The organism is Streptomyces sp. WMMB 322, assembly GCF_900090145.1.
In the GTDB taxonomy this organism is placed as follows: domain Bacteria; phylum Actinomycetota; class Actinomycetes; order Streptomycetales; family Streptomycetaceae; genus Streptomyces.
This window is the reverse complement of record NZ_FMHI01000003.1, coordinates 328,915-349,345: the sequence shown is the minus strand read 5'-3', so window position 1 is coordinate 349,345 and position 20,431 is coordinate 328,915. Positions and strand designations below refer to the sequence as shown.

The following is a 20,431-nucleotide window of genomic DNA, read 5'->3' as shown; positions in this document are numbered from 1 at the left end:
AGCTGGACGATCGAGCAGGCGCGCTTACGACGATGGGCGTTATGACCGGATCGCCCGAATTCGGACGAGGGGTCCCAGAAGAGATGAGCGACGAGGCGAAAGCAACGGGGAGCGCCCCCGGCAGGACCGGCCTCCGCCGGCTGGTGCCCACCTGGCGGTGGGCGCTCGGCGGGGCCATGCTGCTGCTCCTCCTCGCCTGCGGCGTCCTTGTCGCCGGCTACCTCCTGGTGAGCATCCCCCCGGCGAACAAGGCCGCCGCCGCCCAGACCAACGTCTTCCTCTACTCCGACGGCTCGCAGATCGCCCGCGACGGCGAGATCAACAGGGAGAACATCAAGCTCGCCCAGGTCCCCAAGAGCGTGCAGGAAGCCGTCCTGGCCGCCGAGGACCGCGAGTTCTACCAGGAATCGGCCGTCGACCCGAAGGCGATGCTCCGCGCGGGCTGGAACATGGTCACCGGCGGCGGAAAGCAGTCCGGCTCGACGATCACGCAGCAGTACGTCAAGAACTACTACCTCAGCCAGGACCAGACCCTCACACGCAAGGCCAAGGAGTTCTTCATCGCCCTGAAGCTGGACAACGAGGTCAGCAAGGCGGACATCCTCGAGGGCTACCTCAACACCAGCTACTTCGGGCGCAACGCCTACGGCATCCAGGCGGCGGCCCAGGCCTACTACGGCAAGGACGTCGAGGAACTCAGCACCGCCGAGGGCGCCTACCTCGCCGCCCTCGTCAACTCGCCCAACGCCTACGACACCCAGGCGCACCCCGAGAACCGCAAACGGGCCGTCGCCCGCTGGCACTACGTGCTCGACGGCATGCTCAAGAAGAACTGGATCAGCCGTTCCGAGCGGGAAGCGTTCAAGTTCCCCGAGCCCGGCCGCGACAAGCCCGCGACCGGCCTGTCCGGACAGCGCGGCTATCTCGTGGAAGCCGTCAAGAACTACCTGATAAGCAACGACATCATCGACGAACGCCGCCTGGCGGCCGGCGGGTTCCGCATCACGACCACGCTCGACCCGAAGCGGCAGAAAGCCATGGCCAAAGCGGTCGACAAGCGGCTGATGTCCAAGCTCGACAAGGACCGGAAAGTCGACAAGTACGTGCGCGCCGGCGGCACTTCCGTCGACCCCAAGACCGGGAAGATCGTCGCCATGTACGGCGGCATCGACTACACCGAGCAGTACGTCAACAACGCCACCCGCCGCGACTACCAGGTCGGCTCCACCTTCAAGCCGTTCATCTTCACCTCGGCACTGCAGAACGACGCCAAGACCCAGGACGGGCGCCGCATCACCGCCGGCACCATCTACGACGGCACCAACAAACGCGAAGTCGTCAGCGACGGCCGCGGCACCGACTACGCCCCCGAGAACGAGGACGAGAAGTCCTACGGCGACATCCCCGTCACCCAGGCCATGAACAAATCCGTCAACTCCGTCTTCGCACAGATGGGAGTCGACGTCGGCCCCAAGAAGGTCAAGCGCACCGCCATCGACCTCGGCCTGCCCGAGAAGACCCCCAACATGCCCGAGGACGGCTCGATCGCCCTCGGCGTCGCCACCGCCTCCACCACCGACATGGCCGAGGCCTACGCCACGCTCGCCAACCACGGCAAACGCGGCCACTACAGCCTCGTCGAGAAGGCCACGCACGGCGGCGAAGTCATCGACCTGCCCGAGCGCGACGTCTCCGAGCAGGTCGAGCGCAGCGCCGCCGACGCCACAACCGCCGTACTGCGCAAGGTCGTTCAGGGCGGCACCGGAACCGCGGCACAGAGCGCGGGGCGCCCCGCGGCCGGGAAGACCGGCACCGCCGAGGAGGACAAGGCGGCCTGGTTCGCGGGATACACGCCCGAACTGGCCACCGTCATCAGCGTGATGGGCCAGAACTCCGAGACCGGCGTGCAGAAGCCCCTCTACGGAGCCGCCGGTCTCAAACGCATCAACGGCGGCGGCTTCCCCGCCGAGATCTGGGGCGACTACACGAAGGCCGCCCTCAAAGGCGAGCCCGTACGCGACTTCGACCTGAAGACCGGAGGCGACGCCGACATCCCCGGCACCAAGCCCCCGAGCAGCGAGACACCCAGCGTCCCGCCCAGCGACGGCGGCCCCACCTCGCAGCCGCCGACCACCGGTCCCACGACGCCGCCCACCGACCCCGGCACACCCAGCACCCCGCCGACCGAACCCACCGACCCCGGAACCCCGCCGACAGGCGGCCTCGAAGGCGGCAACACGGAGGGGCAGAACGGCGGCGACACCGACGGCACCTCGGGCGGCCCCGGCGACGGGGGCGGCTGGCAGGGCGGCAACACCACAGGACAGCCTGCCACTGCCGCCCGCTTCACGGCGTCGGGCGATGAACGGGAGGGCGGCTGACGGGCGCGGAACGGGCGGGAGTCCGACGGCGCTGAACGGGTGCGCGTTCGCTCGGCAGGCGAAGTGAGGGGCGGGCCCTCGAAGCGGGGTGGGGCCTCGACTCCCGCGACGTCTCAAGCCCCGCGACGTCTCAGGCCCTCCGAACGGGACTCGCGAACGGGAGCCGAGACCTCACGGACGGAAGCCGGGAACGGGAGCCGAGACCTCACGGACGGAAGCCGAGGAGCCGGAGCGCAGACGGCTCCGCCGCCCCGCATCACAGATCCCGCATCACGGATCCCGCATCACAGATAGAGCCCCGTCGAATCCTCCGAGCCCTGAAGCCGCTCGGAGGCCACCGCGTGCAGATCGCGCTCCCTCATCAGCACGTACGCGACACCCCGCACCTCGACCTCGGCCCTGTCCTCCGGGTCGAAGAGCACACGGTCACCCGTCTCGACCGTACGGACGTTCTGCCCGACCGCCACGACCTCGGCCCACGCCAGCCGGCGACCCACCGCCGCCGTCGCGGGAATCACGATCCCGCCCGACGAACGCCGCTCGCCCTCCTCGATGTCCGTACGGACCAGCACCCGGTCGTGCAGCATCCGGATGGGCAGCTTGTCGTGGTGCGCCATGCCCGAGCCCGCGCCGGACTTCTCGCCGGGGGCCGCACGGCCGGTAGACGTTTCGGAACTCACGGCTAGACCGTATCCCAGGGGCTCAGCGCCGGCGGCGGCGAGACGAGAGCGCGAACAGCCCGCCCACGACGACCACGGCGACCACGGCCACCGGCACCAGCCGCTCCAGACGGGGCGAGCCCTCTTCGTCGACGAACTGCGACCGCACGTCCGCCACCGCGCGATTGGCCGCCACGTAGGCGCGCCCAGCCGTACGGTCCACGGCCGCGGCGGCCTTGGCCTTCGCGTCCCCCGCGATCGTCCTGGGGTGCACGCGCACAGCGATCTCGTCGAGCGTCGCGGCGAGTTCACGCCGCCTGCTGATGATGTCCGCCTCGATGTCCGCGGGAGTCCTGCCCTGTGGCACCGCGCCGCCTCCGTCGATCGATCCGTCGCTCATACGTCGTCATACGCCGTTCACCGGCCAACCGAGGCCCGGTTCCGGCCGGTCGGCCGCCCCGGTGTGCGGCACGGTCGCGCTCGTCGCTTCCGCTGCCTCTCCGCGTTCCCCCGGACCGGCCGCGCGAACTCGCCACGCAAGGACCGGTGACACCGGAATGTGCGAGCGCCGCGGGCCGTTGGACGGGCCTGCCGTACAGTCTCTCAGCTCACCGCACGTGGTGGCCCGCGGCACCCCCGGCGCGGAACGGTGCGGCTACTCTCGGGACCGACGCCAGCCACACCGAGGAGCACAGATGAGTGAGCGACTGCAGCCCGGCGACACCGCCCCCGACTTCTCCCTGCCGGACGCGGACGGCAAGCAGGTCTCGCTCGCCGGCCACAAGGGCCGCAAGGTCATCGTCTACTTCTACCCCGCCGCGATGACTCCGGGCTGCACCAAGCAGGCCTGTGACTTCACCGACAACCTCGACCTGCTCGGCGGCGCCGGCTACGAGGTCATCGGCGTCTCGCCGGACAAGCCCGAAAAGCTCGCGAAGTTCCGGGAGAAGGAGAACCTCGGGGTCACGCTCGTCGGCGACCCGTCCAAGGAGGTCATGCAGGCCTACGGCGCCTTCGGCGAGAAGAAGCTGTACGGCAAGACCGTCACCGGCGTGATCCGCTCGACGGTCATCGTCGACGCCGACGGCAAGGTGGAGCGCGCCCTCTACAACGTCAAGGCGACGGGACACGTCGCCAAGCTGATCAAGGACCTCGAACTGGGGCAGTAGGCCGGGCCACCACCGTGCACGCACTCGTGCGCGGCCGCCATCGCGGCCTCCTCCAGCACATCCCGGCGAGGGCGACCTCGTCCCGTGGGGACGGCGCACTGCGTTCCTGACCGGCGGCCCGCTCGGCGTCGTCGGGACCTGCCTGAGGAGGCGGGTCCCGGCTGCTGCCTCCCCCGCCCCGAACGGCGTAACCGTGGCCCGTCCCGGTCGTTGATCTGTGCGAGACCACTACGGATGTCCGGAAACGCGGCCGGATTCGCCGGGGGCGTCGGACGAGGGAGCGGAAACGTGCGGGGGACCAAGTACACGCGTGAGCAACTGGCGGAGGCGGTGGGTGCCTCCTCGAACTGGTCGGAGCTGATGCGCACCCTGGGCGTGCGTGCCAGCGGAGGCCGCCGCCGCTCGCTGCAGAGAGCTGTGGCCGAACACGGCCTGGACACCGGTCACTTCACAGGCCGCAGTCCCTGGAGCAAGTATTCGGACGAGCAGATCGCGCAGGCCGTTGCCTCCTCCACCAGGCTCCGGGAAGTGGTCGCCGCACTGGGCGCCGCGCCGTCGACGGGAACCCTCTCCCACATTCGCCGGCGCATCGCCGCATCAGGTGTGGACGTGGGCCACTTCCCGGGGTTGAACCGGCACGGGGCCGAGTTGCCCTTCTCCCGCGAGGAGCTGCGGAGGGCGGCCGAGTCCGTGCGGAGTCTTCGCGCGCTTGCACGGGACCTCGGTGTGCCGGACGACGGCCGCTCCCGCGCCGCGTTGCGCAGGATGCTGCATGAAGCCGGGGCGGACGTCTCGCATTTCTCCCACGCCCGCATCGCCGTCCCCGAAGCGGCGCTGCGGGAAGCCGTGGCGCGGAGCGATTCCCACGCCGGAGTGCTGCGCGAACTGGGCATGCCGGTGAACGAGTCGAACCGCACGAAGGTCCAGCGGCGCGCGGCCCGGCTCGGCCTGGACACTTCCCACTTCCGCCGGCCGGTGGCGACTGCCCGGCGGTCCGTGCCGGCGAGGCGGAACGCCCAGGAGATCCTCCGGGTCCGCCCCGAGGGCATGCCGCGCGTCAACCATGCGCGGCTGCGCAGGGCGCTGGACGAGACCGGGGTGCCGTACGCATGTGCCGGATGCGTCAACCCGGGTTCCTGGAACGGGCGGCCGATGACGCTGCAGATCGACCACGTCAACGGTGACTGGCGCGACAACAGACCGGAGAACCTGCGCTATCTGTGCCCGAACTGTCACGCGGTGACCGACACCTGGTGCGGACGCAACCGCGGACGGGGAGCGAGATCGGCCGGCTCTCCGCGGCAGTAGACTGCGCTGGCGCGCGCGAGTGTCGGAATTGGCAGACGAGCCGGGTTTAGGTCCCGGTGCCTGCGGGCGTGAGGGTTCGAGTCCCTCCTCGCGCACAACCGGGCCCCACTCGGCATGCCGAGTGGGGCCCGTCGTCTTCCCCGGTGCCGCTCGGTCAGCGCACCAGTCCCAGGTCCCTGATCTCCCGGGCCAGGGCGCGGAAGGCGCGGCCGCGGTGGCTGATCGCGTTCTTCTCCTCGGGGGTGAGTTCCGCGCAGGTACGGGTTTCGCCGTCCGGCTGGAGGATCGGGTCGTAACCGAAGCCGCCTGTGCCGGAGGGTGCGTGCCGGAGGGTGCCGAGGAGCCGGCCCTCGGCGACGCGTTCCGTGCCGTCGGGGAGGGCGAGCGCCGCCGCGCAGGCGAAGTGGGCCGAGCGGTGCGCGGCGTCCATGTCGGCGAGCTGGGCGAGCAGCAGGTCGAGGTTGGCCTTGTCGTCGCCGTGCCGTCCGGCCCAGCGGGCGGAGAAGATGCCTGGGGCTCCGCCGAGGACGTCGACGCACAGGCCGGAGTCGTCGGCGACGGCGGGGAGTCCTGTGCCCTGTGCGAGGGTGCGGGCCTTGAGCAGGGCGTTCTCGGCGAAGGTCACGCCGGTCTCTTTGACGTCGGGGATGTCGGGGTAGGCGTCGGCGCCGAGGAGTTCGAGGTCCGTGCCGGCGTCGGTGAGGATGGCCTGGAGCTCGGTGACCTTGTGCGCGTTGCGGGTGGCGAGTACGAGGCGGCCGGGCTGGTGTTGGGCGCTGCTGCTCATGGGTCCGATTATCCACCGGCGGTTTCGCCGGCCGCCGGCCGCCGGCCGCCGGGTGGCGCCGCGCCTCTTGCCTTGCCGTCTGTGGGGGTGCGTGCCGCCGTGCCGCCCGTGCGCTGCGTGCTGTGCGGGCGTTCCCGGGTGCGGGTGCGGGTGCGGGTGCGGGTGCGGGTGCGGGCGTGGGTACGGGTACGGGGGTGGGAGAGGGCCGCGCCGGGGCTGAGGCGTGGTGTTTGCTGAGGGGCTATTCTCGTACGGGCAGGCCCAGTTGCGAGTTGACGGCGGGGAGGTGGCAGGGCGCGTGATCGGTTCCGGCGCGAGTACGGCGGCGCGTGCCCTGGGTGTGCGTCTCTCCGGTGCACTGTTCTGCCTCGTCTCGTTCTTCCTGGCCGGGTCCGGGCTGACCACCGCGTTGACGGCTGCCGCGACGTCGGCCGCCGTGGCGCTGGTGTGCGACGCTCTGGCCTGTGGGGCTGTGGGTGCGGCTGTGCCGCAGGTGGTCCGGGCCCGTGTCCGTACGGCGATCAGGGACCGTGAGCTGCGTACGGCTTTCCTGCCTCAGCGTGATCCGGACGCTGCGGGGCGGCCGCGTCCGCGAGCGCCGGGCCGTCGTCCTGCGACGGCCGTGTAGCGCTCACTCCGCTCCGTCTGCCATCTGCGGGTCTTCGGCTCTCCGGTTTTCCGGGGCTGTCAGGATTCCCCGGGTCCCGTCGGGTTCGCTGGAGTTCATCCGGGTTTCTCGGGCCCCTTCCGGCTCTTCGGGGTTCTCCGAATTCCTCCGGGTTCCTGGATTCCTCCGGATTCCTTTGGTCTGTCTCGAACTCGTCTCTTGCGAATGGCTGTTGAGCGGCCGGGAGAGGGCCGGGAGAGGCCTTCGAGTTCCGGGCCTGAGCGTGGGTGCGTGCCTCGGCTCGTCGCGTCGGTCTTCTTCGCACCGGTGGTGGCCGGTGTTTCCCGATCCGGCTCGACGAGACCCGTGGAGGGCTCGAACCATGTCTGTTTTCGATGTATTCGCTGAACTCGTAGCGCGGCTGTCCGGCGTTCTGGCTCCTGTATTCGGAGCCTCGGCAACGGCCGCGGCGATCGTCGGGTTCACTTTGTGCGTGCGGCTGGCGCTGCACCCCCTGGCGCGTGCCGCCGTGCGGGGTGAGCGAGTGCGGGCCGCGCTGGCTCCCCGCATGGCGGAGCTGAACCGTCGCTACGGCTCCGATCCGGTGCGGCTGCGGCGGGAGTTGGAGAGGCTGCGCTCCCAGGAGGGGGCGTCCCCGGTGGCGGGCTGCCTGCCGATGCTGCTGCAACTGCCGGTGTTCTTCGCGATGTACCACTTGTTCACGGCCGACGAGGCCTTGCTGGGTCATACGTTGCTGGGCGCTCCGCTCGGCGGGCGCTGGTTCGGCGCCTTGCAGGCGGGCGGTGTCTTGGGCGGGCCGGGGCTGGTGTACGGGGCGCTGTTCGTGCTCGTCGGTGCTGTGGCGACGTGGACGTATGTGCGTACCCGGAGGCTCATGGCTGCCGGGACCGTGGGAGCCGCTGCGACGGCCGGGGCGGCTCCTGGAGTGGCCGGGGGTGCGGCAATGGCGAGGATGCTGCCGCTGCTGTCGTTCGGGACGCTGGCCACGGTGGCGTTCGTGCCGCTCGCTGCCGCTCTGTACGTGGTGACGAGTACGACTTGGACGGCGGTGGAGCGTGCTGCTCTGCGTGCGGGCAGGGCCCCGGGAGCGTCGGGAGCACCCGCTGCGGGAGCGGCGTCGCGGCGACGGCGGTCCACTACATGAACACGGGGTTGTGCGGCTGAACGGCCTCTTGGAGGATCGGCCGTTCCGATCAGGACATTCCGGTGGCCGGCCCCGGGCGGGGCCTGCCGAGCACGACCTCGGGAGTTGAGTGGGACGTGAAGTTGCTGCGCGTGGGTCCGGTTGGGGCGGAGCGTCCGGCTCTGCTGGATGAGGCCGGTGTCCTGCGGGATCTGTCGGGCGTCGTCCCGGACGTCGACGGTGCTCTCCTCGCCGACGAGGTGGCGATGGCTCGTGTGCGTGACGCGGCTGCCGCTCCCGGTGAGCTGCCCGCGCTGGAGGCGGAAGGGCTGCGGACGGGGCCGCCTCTTGCCGGGATCGGCAAGGTGGTCTGCATCGGTCTCAACTACCACGATCACGCGCGGGAGACGGGCGGTGCGGTTCCGCAGGAGCCGATCCTGTTCATGAAGGCTCCGGACACGGTGGTCGGTCCGTACGACACGGTGCTGGTGCCGCGGGGCAGCGTGAAGACGGACTGGGAGGTGGAGTTGGCGGTGGTGATCGGCCGGACCGCCAGGTACCTCTCCTCGGACGAGGAGGCTCTGGCGGCCGTCGCCGGCTTTGCGGTCTCCAACGATGTCTCGGAGAGGGCCTTCCAGTTGGAGCACGGCGGTCAGTGGGACAAGGGGAAGAACTGCGAGACGTTCAATCCGCTGGGTCCGTGGCTGGTCACGGCGGACGAGGCGGGTGATCCTCAGGCGCTGGGTCTGCGGCTGTGGGTGAACGGCGAGTTGAAGCAGGACGGCACGACGGCGGAGCAGATCTTTCCGGTGGCCGAAGTGGTGCGCTATCTCAGCCGGTTCATGACGCTGCGCCCGGGAGACGTCATCAATACGGGCACGCCTGCGGGTGTGGCCATGGGGGCCGCGGAGCCGAAGCCGTATCTGCGTGCCGGTGACGTGATGGAGCTGGAGATCGATGGACTGGGCAGGCAGCGCCAGGTGTTGAAGGACGCGTGAGGTGAACGGCCCGGCGGGCGTGAGGCGTCGGGTCTTGTCCTGACCTGCCGGATCGTGCCCTGGGCGGGTCGTGTCTGCCGGGCCCGCCGAGGTTGTCGGGCGGGTCGTGTCTGCCGGGCCCGCCGGGCTTGTCGGGGGCCGGGCCCGCCCGGGTCTGTGGGTGCGCGTCAGCCGAAGTCCGGGGTGACCACGCGGGATTCGAGCGCCGAGGTGCGGGCGGCTTCGAGTACGCGGATGGTGGCCACGGCCTCGTCCGCGGTGACCGGCGGCCGGGTTCCCCCGCGCAGGGCCGCCACGATGCCCTTGTAGTAGGCGGGGTAGTCGCCGTCGAGGGTCGGTACGGGGCGGTGCGTGTGCAGGTCGCCGACCGTGCCCCAGTCGGCCTCGGGTTCTACGCCCCACCGTTGGCCGCGTGCGGGGCGGGCGCCCTCCCGCAGCGCGGCTTCCTGCGGGTCGAGGCCGTCCTTCACGTATGCCGCTTCGCTGCCCAGCACCCGGAAGCGAGGCCCGAGTCGGGCGGCGACGGCGCTCATCCACAGGTGTGAGCGGACGCCGTCGGCGTGGGTGAGGGCGATGAAGGCGTCGTCGTCGACTTCGGCGCCGGCGCGTCGCAGGTCGGTCTCCGCGTAGACGGACGTGGCAGGACCGAAGAGGGTCAGCGCCTGGTCGACGAGGTGGCTGCCCAAGTCGTAGAGGAGCCCGCCGACTTCGTCCGGGTCGCCGGATTCGCGCCAGCCGCCCTTGAGTTGGGGACGCCAGCGCTCGTAGCGGGATTCGAAGCGGTGGATGCGGTCGCCGAGTGTGCCGTCGGCGAGGAGCGCGCGGACGGTCAGGAAGTCGTTGTCCCAGCGCCGGTTGTGGAACGCGGAGAGCATCAGCCCGCGTTCGGCGGCGAGCGACGCAAGCTGCTGCGCCTCGTCTGCGGTGCCGGCGAGCGGCTTGTCGACGACGACGGGGAGCCCTGCTTGGAGTGCCTGGCGGGCGAGCGCCACGTGGGTGCGGTTGGGGGAGGCGACGACGACGAGGTCGAGTGCGTCCGCGCGGGCGAAGAGCTCTTCGGTCGTGCCGAGCGTACGGGTGTCGCCGAACTCCGCCTGCACCTGTGCCTGCCGCTCGCGGACGGCCGTGACGACGGTGTCGAGGGTGAGGCCCTCCGTGGCTGAGATGAGCGGTGCGTGGAAGACGGAACCGGCCAGGCCGTATCCGATGAGGCCGACGCGCAGGGGAGGAGGGGCAGCTGATTCCGTACGGTCCATGGAGACACTTTCGCAACGCGGTTGCGTAAGTGCAAGCCCGGCGGACAATGGGGACATGAGCAGCGAACCCGCTCCGAGCAGTGGCAACGGCCTCGCCGTCCCGTACGGCAGGAACGCCGCCCGCGTCCTCGGCCTGCTGCGCCTCGCCGGCCAGGAGGGCGCGAACCGCAGCGAGCTGGCCCGGCGCACCGGCCTCACCCCTCAGGCGGTCAGCAAGATCACGGCCCGGCTCCGTTCCCACGGCCTCGTCACCGACTCCGGCCGCCGCGCCTCGACGGGCGGCAAGCCGAGCACGGTGCTTCGGCTGGCGCCGGGTGCGCGTCACGCGGTGGGGATACACCTCGACCGCGACCGGCTGACCGCCGTGCTCGTCGACCTCTCCGGCGGTGTCGTGGCGGGCCACAGCGCCCCGCTGGACCTGGGCGCCGGTACGGAGTCGCTGCTGGAAGCGGTCGAATCGGCGGTTCACGACCTGGTCCGCTCGGGGCTTCCGGCCCTGGGCGCCGGTGGTACGAGCGGCGTCGGCGCGGAAGGAGCCACCGGCGGGGAGGTTTGGCAGCGGGCTCCCGCGGGCGAGGAGTGGACGGGCCGCCGCGCGAAGACTCCCGCTGCGGCCGCCCCGGCCGCGGAGCGCGCCGCCCTGGACGAGGCGAGGCGCGCCGTCGCGGAGGAGGGGGAGCTGTGGAGCGACGAGGAGACCGGGAGGGCCACACCGCAGCCCGGGCCGGGTCCTGCCGCGGAGCCCGCGGGGAAGACGGCAGCAGAAACAGAAGAAGGGGAGGGGGCGCCGGAGCCCGGGCGGCCCGCTGACCGCACCGCCGAGCCGGAGGGGGGAGCCGAGGCGGAGGCCGCGGCAGTGGCAGAGGTGACAGAAGCAGAGGGCGCGGAAGCAGAGGTGACAGAAGCCGAGGCCGCGGAAGCAGAGTCCGTCGAAGCGGCAGAGGCGCCGGACTCTGCCGGCCTGCCGCCCGGCGCGGGCAGCCGCTGGGGCAGCGTCGTCGGTGTCGGCGTGGCCGTGCCCGGCCCGCTGGACCACGTCCGCGGAGTGCTGCGCGACGTCACGGGGGCCCCGCGGCTTGCAGGCTTCCCGCTGCGGGACGCCCTGGCCAGGCGCCTGGGCCTGCCCGTCGTCGTCGACAAGGACACCGATGCCGCCGCGCTCGGGCTCGCGTTGCGCGGCAAGGAGTCGCTGGCCTACCTGCATCTGGGTACGGGCCTGGGCGCCGGACTGGTGCTGGACGGACGCATCCACCGCGGAGGCCGGAACGGGGCGGGGGAGTTCGGGCACCAGGTGGTCCAGCTGGACGGGCCGCCGTGCCGGTGCGGCCGGAACGGCTGTCTGGAGGCGCTGTGCCTGGAGGCCGTGCGGCACGGCAGGACGGACGAGGCGGCCCGCGTGCTGGGCGTGGGGGCCGCCAACCTCGTCAGTCTCCTCGGCGTCGACCGCGTGCTGCTCGGCGGTCGCACGGTCCTGGCCGCACCGGACGCCTACGTCGACGGTGTCGCGGCCCAGTTGCGCGGTGCCGCGGGCGTGGCGGGTGCCGCTCGGGACGTGGCGGGTGGCGGCGGCCGCGCCGTTCGTGTGGAGCTGGCCCCGGAGGGCACCCGTAGCGTCGCCGACGGTGCCGCGCAGCTCGTCCTCGCTCCGCTGTTCGGCCGCGCCCCGGGGGCGCCGGCGAACGGCGGTTAGGGTGAAGCGGGGCGCTCGGGAGTGCGGGCACGCCTATTCGAAACCTGGCCGATCCGAACCCTGGCAGGAGCCGTCACGTGGCAGAGCGAAAGCCGATCGAGTCGTGGCTCACCGACATGGACGGTGTGCTGATGCACGAAGGAGTCCCGGTTCCGGGTGCGGACGCGTTCATCAAGCGTCTGAAGGAGTCCGGCCGCCCCTTCCTGGTGCTGACGAACAACTCGATCTACACGCCGCGCGATCTGCATGCCCGTCTGGCCCGGATAGGACTGGACGTCCCGACCGAGAACATCTGGACGTCGGCGCTGGCCACCGCCCAGTTCCTCGACGACCAGCGTCCCGGGGGCACCGCGTATGCGATCGGCGAGGCCGGCCTGACGACGGCGCTGCACGACATCGGGTACGTGCTCTCGGATTCCGAACCGGACTATGTGGTGCTGGGCGAGACCCGCACGTACAGCTTCGAGGCGCTGACGAAGGCCATCCGGCTGATCAACGACGGCGCCCGCTTCATCGCGACCAACCCGGACGAGACCGGCCCCTCCGCCGAGGGTGCGCTGCCGGCGACGGGTTCGGTCGCCGCGCTCATCACCAGGGCGACGGGGCGGGAGCCGTACTTCGTGGGCAAGCCCAACCCGCTGATGATGCGGGCGGGTCTGAACGCGATCGGGGCGCACTCGGAGACGACCGCGATGATCGGCGACAGGATGGACACGGACGTGCGGGCCGGGATGGAGGCCGGTCTGGAGACGTTCCTGGTACTGACGGGGCTGACCAGGCCGGACCAGGTCGATGTCTTCCCGTACCGGGCGTCGAACGTGGTCGAATCCATCGCGGACCTCGTCGACCGGATCTGACGTACGGGATCCGGCGGACCGGACCTCGTCGGCGCCCCGAAGCACGAAGCGCACACCACCACGCGCGCCCTGTCCGTCCACGCGAAGAACGGCGCTGTAACAGCCGGTTGAGACTCCGGCAGCCGGTGTGGCCGCTGTGACACGATGGCTCTCCGGTTCCGGGCGCCTGCCGAGGGGGCAGGCCCACCCAGGGGGAAGTCGATGCACGGCAGAGGCAGTTGCGTTCTCCGGTTCGTTCTCCGGCGCGGAACGGACGGCCACGGCGAACGACCGCGCCGCAGCCCCGTCCGTTCCCGCGCCGCCGCCGTCTGCGCGCCGGCGCTCGCCGGCCTGTTGCTGAGCGGATGCTCGTCGGGCTCGGGCTCGGGCGCCGGCACGGGCGACGACGGCAACGCAGAGGGTTCGGGCGGCGTGGCACAGCGGCCCAGGTCCGTCACGCCGTACTGGGTCGACCCGGACGGCAACGCGGCCCGGCAGGCGGAGAGTTACCGCAAGGACGGCAAGAAGCGGCAGGCGTCGCTGATGCGGAGGATCGCAGCGCAGCCGGTCGCCGAGTGGATCGGTACGGACGATCCGCAGGGGCAGGCGCGCAAGGTGACGACGGCCGCGGAGAAGGCCGACCGCGAAGCGCTGCTCGTCCTGTACAACCTGCCTCACCGCGACTGCGGCCAGTACTCCAAGGGCGGCGCCGCGGACGCCGCGGCGTACCGCGCCTGGCTGGCCGAGGTGATGAAGGGCATCGGCAAGCGCCCGGCGACGGTGATCGTGGAGCCGGACGCCGTTCCGCACGTGCTCACGAAGGGCTGCACCCCCGCCAAGTACGTCGACGAGCGGTACCAGCTGCTCAACGAGGCGGTCGGCAAGCTGCAGGGCCTCCCGGACGTGCGGGTCTACCTGGACGCGGGCAACCCGGACTGGGTGCGCGACCCGGGTGCGCTCGTCGAACCGATGAAGCGCGCCGGCATCGGGGCCGCGGACGGCTTCTCCCTGAACGTCTCCAACTATCAGACGACCGCGTCGAACACTGCCTACGGCAAGAAGTTCTCGCCCATGGTGGGGAACAAGCCGTTCGTCATCGACACCAGCCGCAACGGCAACGGTCCGGTCGAGGGCGCGGGCGCCGACGAGGAAGCGTGGTGCAACCCGAAGGGCCGCGCGCTCGGTGAGGCGCCGACGACGAAGACGGGCGACCGGATCGTCGACGGCTATCTGTGGATCAAGCGCCCCGGTGAGTCGGACGGCGAGTGCAAGGGCGGCCCGAAGGCGGGCCGGTGGTGGCCGCGGTACGCACTGGACCTGGCCCGCAACGCCGGGGACTGACCGGCCGGGCAGCGGTTCGGCCGGGGCCCCCGCCGCGGGGCAGCGGTTCGGCCGGGGCCCCCGCCGCGGGGCCCGAGCGGCCCCGACGGACACGGACACACCTCGGCCCGCACCGGTTCTCCGCCGGTGCGGGCCGAGGTGTGTGAGCCGTGAGGCCTCAGTTGGGGGCAGCGGGGGTTTCCTCCGCGGCCGGCTTGCCCGCCTTCCCGGGCGCCTCGCCGCGGACGTGTGCGACGAAGGACCCGAGTTCGCGCCTGACGACGGGGGCGAGCAGGTACAGGCCGATGATGTTGAAGACGGCCAGCATGAAGAGGAATGCGTCGGCCATGCTGATGAGGGTCTCCAGGGAGAGCACCGCACCCGCCACCGCGAACAGGCTGTAGAGGACCTTGAAGATCGTCTCGCTGGTCTTGCTCTTCCCGAAGAGGTAGCACCAGGACTTGAGGCCGTAGTAGCCCCAGGTCAGCACTGTGGAGAAGGCGAACAGGAGCACCGCGATCGTCAGCAGGGTCGGGAACCAGGGCAGTACGGTCCCGAAGGCGTCGGAGGTCACGGTGACGCCCTCGGGCTCCTTGCCGACCTTCCAGCTGTCGGGCTTGGCGATGACGATGGTCAGCGCGGTCATGGTGCAGACGATGACCGTGTCGATGAACGGCTCGAGCAGCGCGACCAGGCCCTCGCTGGCGGGGTGCTTGGTCTTCACCGCGGAGTGCGCGATCGGGGCCGAGCCGAGACCGGCCTCGTTGGAGAAGGCGGCGCGCTGGAAGCCGATGATCAGGGCGCCGATGACACCGCCCGCGACGCCTTCGGGGTCGAAGGCTCCGTCGATGATGCTGACGACTGCGCTCGGCACCTGGTCGGCGTTCCACAGGATGACCGTCAGGCAGGCCAGGATGTACATGACGGCCATGGCCGGTACGAGGCGGCTGGTGACCGAGGCGATGGACTTGATCCCGCCGATCAGGACGACGCCGACCAGGATGGCGATCAGCACGCCGAAGGTGAGGGCGCCGGCGGACGAGCCGAGCGGGCCGTCCTCGCCGCCGGTGGTGGAGGCGAGCTGCGCGTAACTCTGGTTGATCTGGAAGAGGTTGCCGCCGAAGAGACCGAAGAAGAGGATCATGACGGAGGAGAGCCCGGCGAGCACCGTGCCGAAGATCTTGCCCCCATTGCCGAAGCGTTCGGCCAGGCCCTTGGGCAGGTAGTGCATCGGGCCGCCGGAGACGGTGCCGTCCGCGTGGTGTTCGCGGTACTTCACGCCGAGGGTGACCTCGACGAACTTCGTGGCCATGCCGAGAAGCCCGCAGAGGATCATCCAGAACGTCGCGCCGGCGCCGCCGATGCTCACGGCGACCGCGACACCGGCGATGTTGCCGAGTCCGACGGTGCCGGAGACGGCGGCTGTCAGGGCCTGGAAGTGGTTGACCTCTCCCGGCGAGTCGTTTTCGTCGTGCTTTCCTCGCACCACGTCGACGGCGAGCTTGAACTTGCGGAACTGGATCACACCGAACCACAGGGTGAAGACCAGCCCGCCGACGACGAGCCACGCCACGATGAGCGGGAGTTCGGTGCCGGCCACGGGTACTGCGTAGAAGACGAGGTCGCTCAGCCAGGTGGCGACCGGGTCGAAGAGGCGGTTCACGGCCTCATCGACGGATTTCGTCATGGAGTCGAGCGACATGTGCCACCTTCGGCGGTTCGGGCGGGGTACGGCTGCGGACACGCCTCAGGGTTGCGGTGTGCCGAGCGCAGGTTGTCCCCGGCTGCGCGGCCTTCTCGCGGTGCAGAGGGAAAGGCCGGGCAATTTCGGGATTGCCAGTTCGTATCACGTATGGCGACCGAGTCAAGTGGCGTAGATCACTCGAGGGCGCGTATCAGGTGATGTTGATGCGACTGTTACCGCTGCTTGAGGTTTGTCTGAGCGGGAGGACAAGGTGCATCTTGTCATGATTCTGGGGTGCTTGCACCGCACCTTCGAGCGGCTGTGGAGACCTCACCGGTGCCCCGCCGAGGGCACGTGACCGGTCACCGTCCGTAACGGAAAACGGCCCCTCCGCGCCGGTCCGCACCGGCGGATTCTGCGGGGCCCGCCCCCGGGCCGGAGCGTCTTCCCCGCCCCCGGACCGGAGCGTCCTCCCCGCCGGCGACAGGTCCGCTCCCGCCGGCCCGGCCGCCGGCGGGAGCGGACCCTCTGCGCCCTTCCGGAGCGGCGGCCCTACGGCGAGCGCGGCGTCGTCGTGGGCGAATCGGCGGTGAGCGAGCGGGGCACCTTCAGCCACACGGACTTCGACGGCTTTCCCTTGTCGTCGACGGCCGTCACCATCCACCAGCCGGGCGGAACCAGCGACGGGTCGTCGGGCAGCTTCACCGTCACACCGTCCGCGGTCTTCTTGAACTTCAGCGCGACGGAGGACTGTTCGACGTTGGTGACGTGCGTGAACGAACCCGGCCGGATCAGCCGCATCTTCTCGATGGAACCGGCGTCCTCGCTGCTGAACTCGGCCGTCCCGCCCAGCCGCACGGTCTGCACGTCCCGTTCGGTGTTCCTCAGTTCCGGCCGCTCGCCCTTCGTGTGGAGGTACGGCGGCGAGTAGATGTCGATCTGCTGCTCGAACGTCCCGGGCTTGGTGTTCTCCTTGTCGGCGAAGAGCGAGTCGGAGCCGAACGTCATCACCCGCCCGTCGGGCAGGAGAAGGGCGCCCGAGTGGTAGTTGCGTCCGACGAGCGGGTCGGCCACGGGCTTCTTCGTGTTGTCGGCGGGGTTGTAGATCTCGGCCTTGAGGATGTTGGAGTCGCTGCGGCCGCGGTAGTCGCCCGAGCCGTTCGTGGTCAGCACCTTGTCGTCCGGCAGGATGACGCTGCTGGGGTAGCGCGCCTTCGCGTACAGGTCGGGCCCGTCCCGGAAGCGCGGGTCCGGGTCGTTCAGGTCCACGATGCGCGTCTTCTCGCTGGCCTTCTTCGACTCTCCGACGCCGCCGCCCCCGAGGACCATGAACTTGCGGCTCTGCGTGGGCGGCAGCGGCACCGACATCGCGGTCTCCAGCTTGTCCGGGTCGCTCATGCCGGGGATCTTGCGGAAGCCGTTGGTCTCCAGGTCCCACAGCCCGGGCGTGCGGCCCTTGTCGGCGGGGCCGTAGCCGGCGTTGGCACCGGAGTAGAAGATCTTGTTGTCGTCGGTGAGGTGCAGCGCCGGGTAGGTGGGGAAGAACCGCTTGCGCGGCAGGAACTCCCACTTCTTCGTCCGCGGGTCGTAGATCTCGTTCTTGCCCGGGACGACCTGGCCGATGTCGTCGAGACCGGAGACGGAGAGGACCTTGCCGTCCGAGAGCGTGGTCAGCGTCGGATACCAGCGGGCCTCGTGCATCGGGTCGACCTTGATGTAGCGCTCGGCGACGGGGTCGAACTCGTAGCTGTCCTTGATTCCTTGGAAGTCCTTCTTGTCGAAGGAGAGCTTCTGCGCGATGCCGTAGATGTTTCTGCGCTCGGCGCCCCGCAGCCCGCTGACGCGGTAGTTGTCCTCGGTCCCGGTCTGGTACTTCTTGCCGCGCCGGGCCGCCTCCACATAGACGCGGGCGACGCTGGGGGAGGTTTCGACCTCGCCGGTGACCGGGTTCACCTTCTTCTTGGCGCGCGGCACCAGGACGTTGTCCTTGGCCTCGAAGGTCTTGCCGTTGCGCCGGCCGGTGAAGCGCGTACCGGCCTTGAGCGTCTTGGCGCGGTCGGGGTTCTCGTTGTGGACGATCATCAGGCCGCCGGCCTTCTTCACATCGCCGCCGAGCTTCTCGTAGCGCCGCGTGCCGCCCGCCACGAGCAGCTTCCCGTCGGGCAGTTGGGTGTGGCCCGCGCAGAAGAGGTCGTTGGGCGTGGGGATGTTCTTGAAGGTGTTCTTCACCGGGTCCCACAGGACCGTTCGGAAGGTCTTGGCCTTGAACTGCTTGGCGTCGTTGCCCGAACCGGCCACCAGCAGCACCTTCCCGGTGTGCAGAAGCGCCGCGTGGATGGTGTTGATCCGGTACTTCTTCGGAACGTCGACGGTTTTCCAGTGGCCGTTCTCGGCCTTGTACTCGGGCTGGTTGATCTTGTAGTCGTGGTATTTCTCCGAGGCTATGCCGTATATCGCGGGGCCGTTGAACCCCGCGATCACCAGCACCACGGTCACGCCTATCGCGGTACGGCGCGTACGACGGCTCGGTCGGAACTTCATCTGTCACGTCCCCCAGGGGCGGTCTGCAGAGGTACGGGCTGCTGCGCGTGCGGCAGGCCGCCGCCGTGCGCGGTTTCGTCCGGCGGGGGCAGCGGAGCGCCCATCCGGTGCCGGTGGCGCCGCTGCTTCCGCTTCTTCTTCTCCGCGCGTACGGTCACGCGCCAGCCGAAGATCGGGGCGGCCGTGATGAGCAGCGCGAGCGCCGCCCACGTGAGCATCGCCGGGTGGTCGTGCCCCAGATAGAAGGAGCCGCCCAGTGAGCCGCCGAAGACGAGGATGAAGAACAGATGGATGCGGAAGGTGCCGAAGAGGGTGTCCGGGCTGGCCGAGTCGCCCTTGGGGGTGACGACGAACTTGCTCTTGCGGCGCAGCACCGTGTCGAAGAGGGAGCGGGCGTAGATCGGTGCGGAGAGCGCGGACATGAGCATTCCCGCGAGGCCGCCCGACCCCTCGGGTTCGTGCGGGGAGACGTTGTGCCGCCGGTTCCAGATGTACAGGCCGATCTGAAGCGCTGTCGCGTTGCCGTACAGGGCCATCCATATGGTCGGGTCGATCTGCACGCCGGAGGCGCCCATTCCCAGGAAGAGAGCGCAACTCAGCGCCGCGAGGATCCAGTTGAGCGCCGAGATCGGGTAGAAGATCATCAGCATGGTGTAGTTGAACAGCTTGCCGGGCGGCAGTGTGAACAGACCGCGCCAGTACTGCTTGAGGATCGTTTCGTACGTGCCGCGTGACCAGCGCAGCTGCTGGGTGAAGAAGTCCGTCCAGGCGTTGGGCCCTTCACCGACGGCCAGCACGTCCGGGGTGTAGACCGAGCGCCACTTGCGGCCCGTCTCCGGATTCCGGTGCCGGTGCATCTCGAACCCGGTGGCCATGTCTTCCGTGATGGAGTCGTACAGACCGCCGATGGCCTTGATGGCCTTGATGCGTACGGCGTTGCTGGTGCCGACGAACATGGGAGCGCTGTAGCGGTTGCCGGCGCGCTGGATGAGGGCGTGGAAGAGGAACTGCTGGCTCTCCGCGGCCTTGGTGACGAAGTTGTCGTAGTTGCCGTAGACCTGCGGGCCGATGACGAAGCCGACGTCCGGGTCGCGGAAGTAACCGAGCATCCGCTCCAGGTAGTTGGGCAGCGGCACGTGGTCGGTGTCGACGGAGGCGAAGTAGTCGTAGTTGTCGCCGTGCGCGGCGAGCCAGGCGTTGTAGTTGCCGTGCTTGGTCTTCGCCCGGTGCGGACCCTTCTTCTTGTTCCAGCGGGGGACGCCCTTGCGGGTGAAGTGGTGCACGCCCAGGCGGCGGCAGACCGCCTTGACCTCCGGGTCGTCGCCCTCGTCGAGGAGCCAGATGTGCAGCAGGCCGCGGTGGCGTATCTTCACGGCCGCCTCGAGGGTCTTCGTCACCATCTCGATCGGTTCCTTGCCGGGAACGAAGGAGGTGAGGAAGGCGACGCGGGTGGCGGACTCCGGCACGACGGGCACCGGGTCCCTGGCCACGAGCGTGGCGTGCGCGTTGGAGAGGACGTTGAGCGTGCGGAAGAGCTCGATGAGGCCGATGGAGACCAGCATCACGATGTCGAGCTTGAGCACCAGGTCGGAGACGGCGCCGTCGTCGCGGCGCGTCCAGTGCTGCGGCTGCATGAGCCACACCAGGAGACCGGCGGAGAGCAGCGGCGCCAGGCAGAGCAGTGTTGCGGCGCGTATCCGGTGGGGTTCGTCCGAGAGCAGGCTGCGGTAGGCGACGCGGTAGGGCTTGCCGGGGTCGGGCTGTCTGAGCGGTCCGGCGAGGCGGCTGTAGTGCTCGTAGTCGTAGCGGGGCAGCTCTGCGGGCGTCCAGCGCAGTCCGCGTCCGAGCGTGCCTCTGGCCCGCTGCCTGATGTGCGCGGGGATGCGCAGCTGCGTCGTGCGCGTGGGGTCGTCGTCGGCGGCCTGCTCGTGTTCCGGCTCGCTGTCGCCGGACCAGGTCGAGGTCATGGGTCATTCCCCCTGAACGCAGCAGGCTGCGTGTGGTCGTACGTCCCGCGTCCTTTCCCGCGGCCCCGGCGCGGCAGGCGTCGG

Annotated in this window: 16 protein-coding genes and 1 tRNA gene; 10 read left to right on the top strand and 7 right to left on the bottom strand. The window is 70.2% G+C overall.

What is annotated here, in order from left to right; genetic code table 11:
- The first annotated feature begins 83 nt into the window (after window positions 1-83).
- Window positions 84-2,381: a transglycosylase domain-containing protein gene (locus H180DRAFT_RS07385; RefSeq protein ID WP_254665913.1), complete on the top strand. Its 2,298-nt coding sequence runs from the start codon at window positions 84-86 to the stop codon at window positions 2,379-2,381.
- 284 nt (window positions 2,382-2,665) lie between these two features.
- Here H180DRAFT_RS07385 and H180DRAFT_RS07380 read toward each other — a convergent pair whose 3' ends face one another.
- Together H180DRAFT_RS07380 and H180DRAFT_RS07375 are read right to left on the bottom strand one after the other, a co-directional pair.
- Window positions 2,666-2,998 (bottom strand): GroES family chaperonin, encoded by a 333-nt coding sequence (locus H180DRAFT_RS07380; protein WP_055485297.1) that lies wholly within the window; start codon window positions 2,996-2,998, stop codon window positions 2,666-2,668.
- An 85-nt stretch (window positions 2,999-3,083) separates the two neighbouring features.
- Window positions 3,084-3,407: a DUF3618 domain-containing protein gene (locus H180DRAFT_RS07375; RefSeq protein ID WP_055485296.1), complete on the bottom strand. Its 324-nt coding sequence runs from the start codon at window positions 3,405-3,407 to the stop codon at window positions 3,084-3,086.
- A gap of 328 nt (window positions 3,408-3,735) precedes the next feature.
- On the opposite strand from H180DRAFT_RS07375, the gene bcp reads away from it, so the two are divergent.
- From bcp to H180DRAFT_RS07360, 3 genes are all read left to right on the top strand, one after another.
- Window positions 3,736-4,209, top strand: a complete 474-nt coding sequence (gene bcp / locus H180DRAFT_RS07370) for a thioredoxin-dependent thiol peroxidase (RefSeq protein WP_055485153.1) — start codon at window positions 3,736-3,738, stop codon at window positions 4,207-4,209.
- A 288-nt stretch (window positions 4,210-4,497) separates the two neighbouring features.
- Complete coding sequence (locus H180DRAFT_RS07365; protein ID WP_055485152.1) at window positions 4,498-5,517, top strand: HNH endonuclease signature motif containing protein; 1,020 nt, start codon at window positions 4,498-4,500, stop codon at window positions 5,515-5,517.
- 13 nt (window positions 5,518-5,530) lie between these two features.
- Window positions 5,531-5,612, top strand: a tRNA-Leu gene (locus tag H180DRAFT_RS07360).
- 59 nt (window positions 5,613-5,671) lie between these two features.
- On the opposite strand, the gene rdgB is transcribed toward H180DRAFT_RS07360, so the two are convergent.
- The gene (gene rdgB, locus H180DRAFT_RS07355) at window positions 5,672-6,304 is read right to left on the bottom strand and encodes an RdgB/HAM1 family non-canonical purine NTP pyrophosphatase (RefSeq protein WP_055485151.1); all 633 of its coding nucleotides are present in this window, start codon (window positions 6,302-6,304) and stop codon (window positions 5,672-5,674) included.
- Between the two features lie 334 nt (window positions 6,305-6,638).
- Between rdgB and H180DRAFT_RS07350 the strand changes: the two genes are divergently transcribed.
- From H180DRAFT_RS07350 to H180DRAFT_RS07340, 3 genes are all read left to right on the top strand, one after another.
- Window positions 6,639-6,932 (top strand): DUF6412 domain-containing protein, encoded by a 294-nt coding sequence (locus tag H180DRAFT_RS07350; protein WP_055485295.1) that lies wholly within the window; start codon window positions 6,639-6,641, stop codon window positions 6,930-6,932.
- Window positions 6,933-7,293: 361 nt separating this feature from the next.
- On the top strand, window positions 7,294-8,076 hold the full coding sequence (locus H180DRAFT_RS07345) for a YidC/Oxa1 family membrane protein insertase (protein ID WP_074466670.1): 783 nt from the start codon (window positions 7,294-7,296) through the stop codon (window positions 8,074-8,076).
- A 116-nt stretch (window positions 8,077-8,192) separates the two neighbouring features.
- Window positions 8,193-9,053 (top strand): fumarylacetoacetate hydrolase family protein, encoded by an 861-nt coding sequence (locus H180DRAFT_RS07340; RefSeq protein WP_055485294.1) that lies wholly within the window; start codon window positions 8,193-8,195, stop codon window positions 9,051-9,053.
- Window positions 9,054-9,220: 167 nt separating this feature from the next.
- Here H180DRAFT_RS07340 and H180DRAFT_RS07335 read toward each other — a convergent pair whose 3' ends face one another.
- Window positions 9,221-10,309, bottom strand: coding sequence for a Gfo/Idh/MocA family protein (locus H180DRAFT_RS07335; RefSeq protein WP_055485150.1), 1,089 nt, complete (start codon window positions 10,307-10,309; stop codon window positions 9,221-9,223).
- A 55-nt stretch (window positions 10,310-10,364) separates the two neighbouring features.
- Between H180DRAFT_RS07335 and H180DRAFT_RS07325 the strand changes: the two genes are divergently transcribed.
- From H180DRAFT_RS07325 to H180DRAFT_RS07315, 3 genes are all read left to right on the top strand, one after another.
- Entirely contained in the window at window positions 10,365-11,999 is a 1,635-nt protein-coding gene (locus H180DRAFT_RS07325) for an ROK family transcriptional regulator (RefSeq protein ID WP_055485149.1), read from the top strand.
- Window positions 12,000-12,076: 77 nt separating this feature from the next.
- Window positions 12,077-12,856: an HAD-IIA family hydrolase gene (locus H180DRAFT_RS07320; RefSeq protein WP_055485148.1), complete on the top strand. Its 780-nt coding sequence runs from the start codon at window positions 12,077-12,079 to the stop codon at window positions 12,854-12,856.
- 330 nt (window positions 12,857-13,186) lie between these two features.
- On the top strand, window positions 13,187-14,176 hold the full coding sequence (locus H180DRAFT_RS07315) for a glycoside hydrolase family 6 protein (protein WP_055485293.1): 990 nt from the start codon (window positions 13,187-13,189) through the stop codon (window positions 14,174-14,176).
- Window positions 14,177-14,333: 157 nt separating this feature from the next.
- Here H180DRAFT_RS07315 and H180DRAFT_RS07310 read toward each other — a convergent pair whose 3' ends face one another.
- From H180DRAFT_RS07310 to H180DRAFT_RS07300, 3 genes are all read right to left on the bottom strand, one after another.
- Window positions 14,334-15,857: an alanine/glycine:cation symporter family protein gene (locus H180DRAFT_RS07310; protein WP_055485147.1), complete on the bottom strand. Its 1,524-nt coding sequence runs from the start codon at window positions 15,855-15,857 to the stop codon at window positions 14,334-14,336.
- Window positions 15,858-16,391: 534 nt separating this feature from the next.
- Window positions 16,392-18,380: a radical copper oxidase GlxA gene (locus H180DRAFT_RS07305; RefSeq protein ID WP_055485146.1), complete on the bottom strand. Its 1,989-nt coding sequence runs from the start codon at window positions 18,378-18,380 to the stop codon at window positions 16,392-16,394.
- Window positions 18,377-20,347: a glycosyltransferase family 2 protein gene (locus H180DRAFT_RS07300; RefSeq protein ID WP_055485145.1), complete on the bottom strand. Its 1,971-nt coding sequence runs from the start codon at window positions 20,345-20,347 to the stop codon at window positions 18,377-18,379. The genes H180DRAFT_RS07305 and H180DRAFT_RS07300 overlap by 4 nt, the downstream gene beginning before the upstream one ends.
- Window positions 20,348-20,431: the final 84 nt, after the last annotated feature.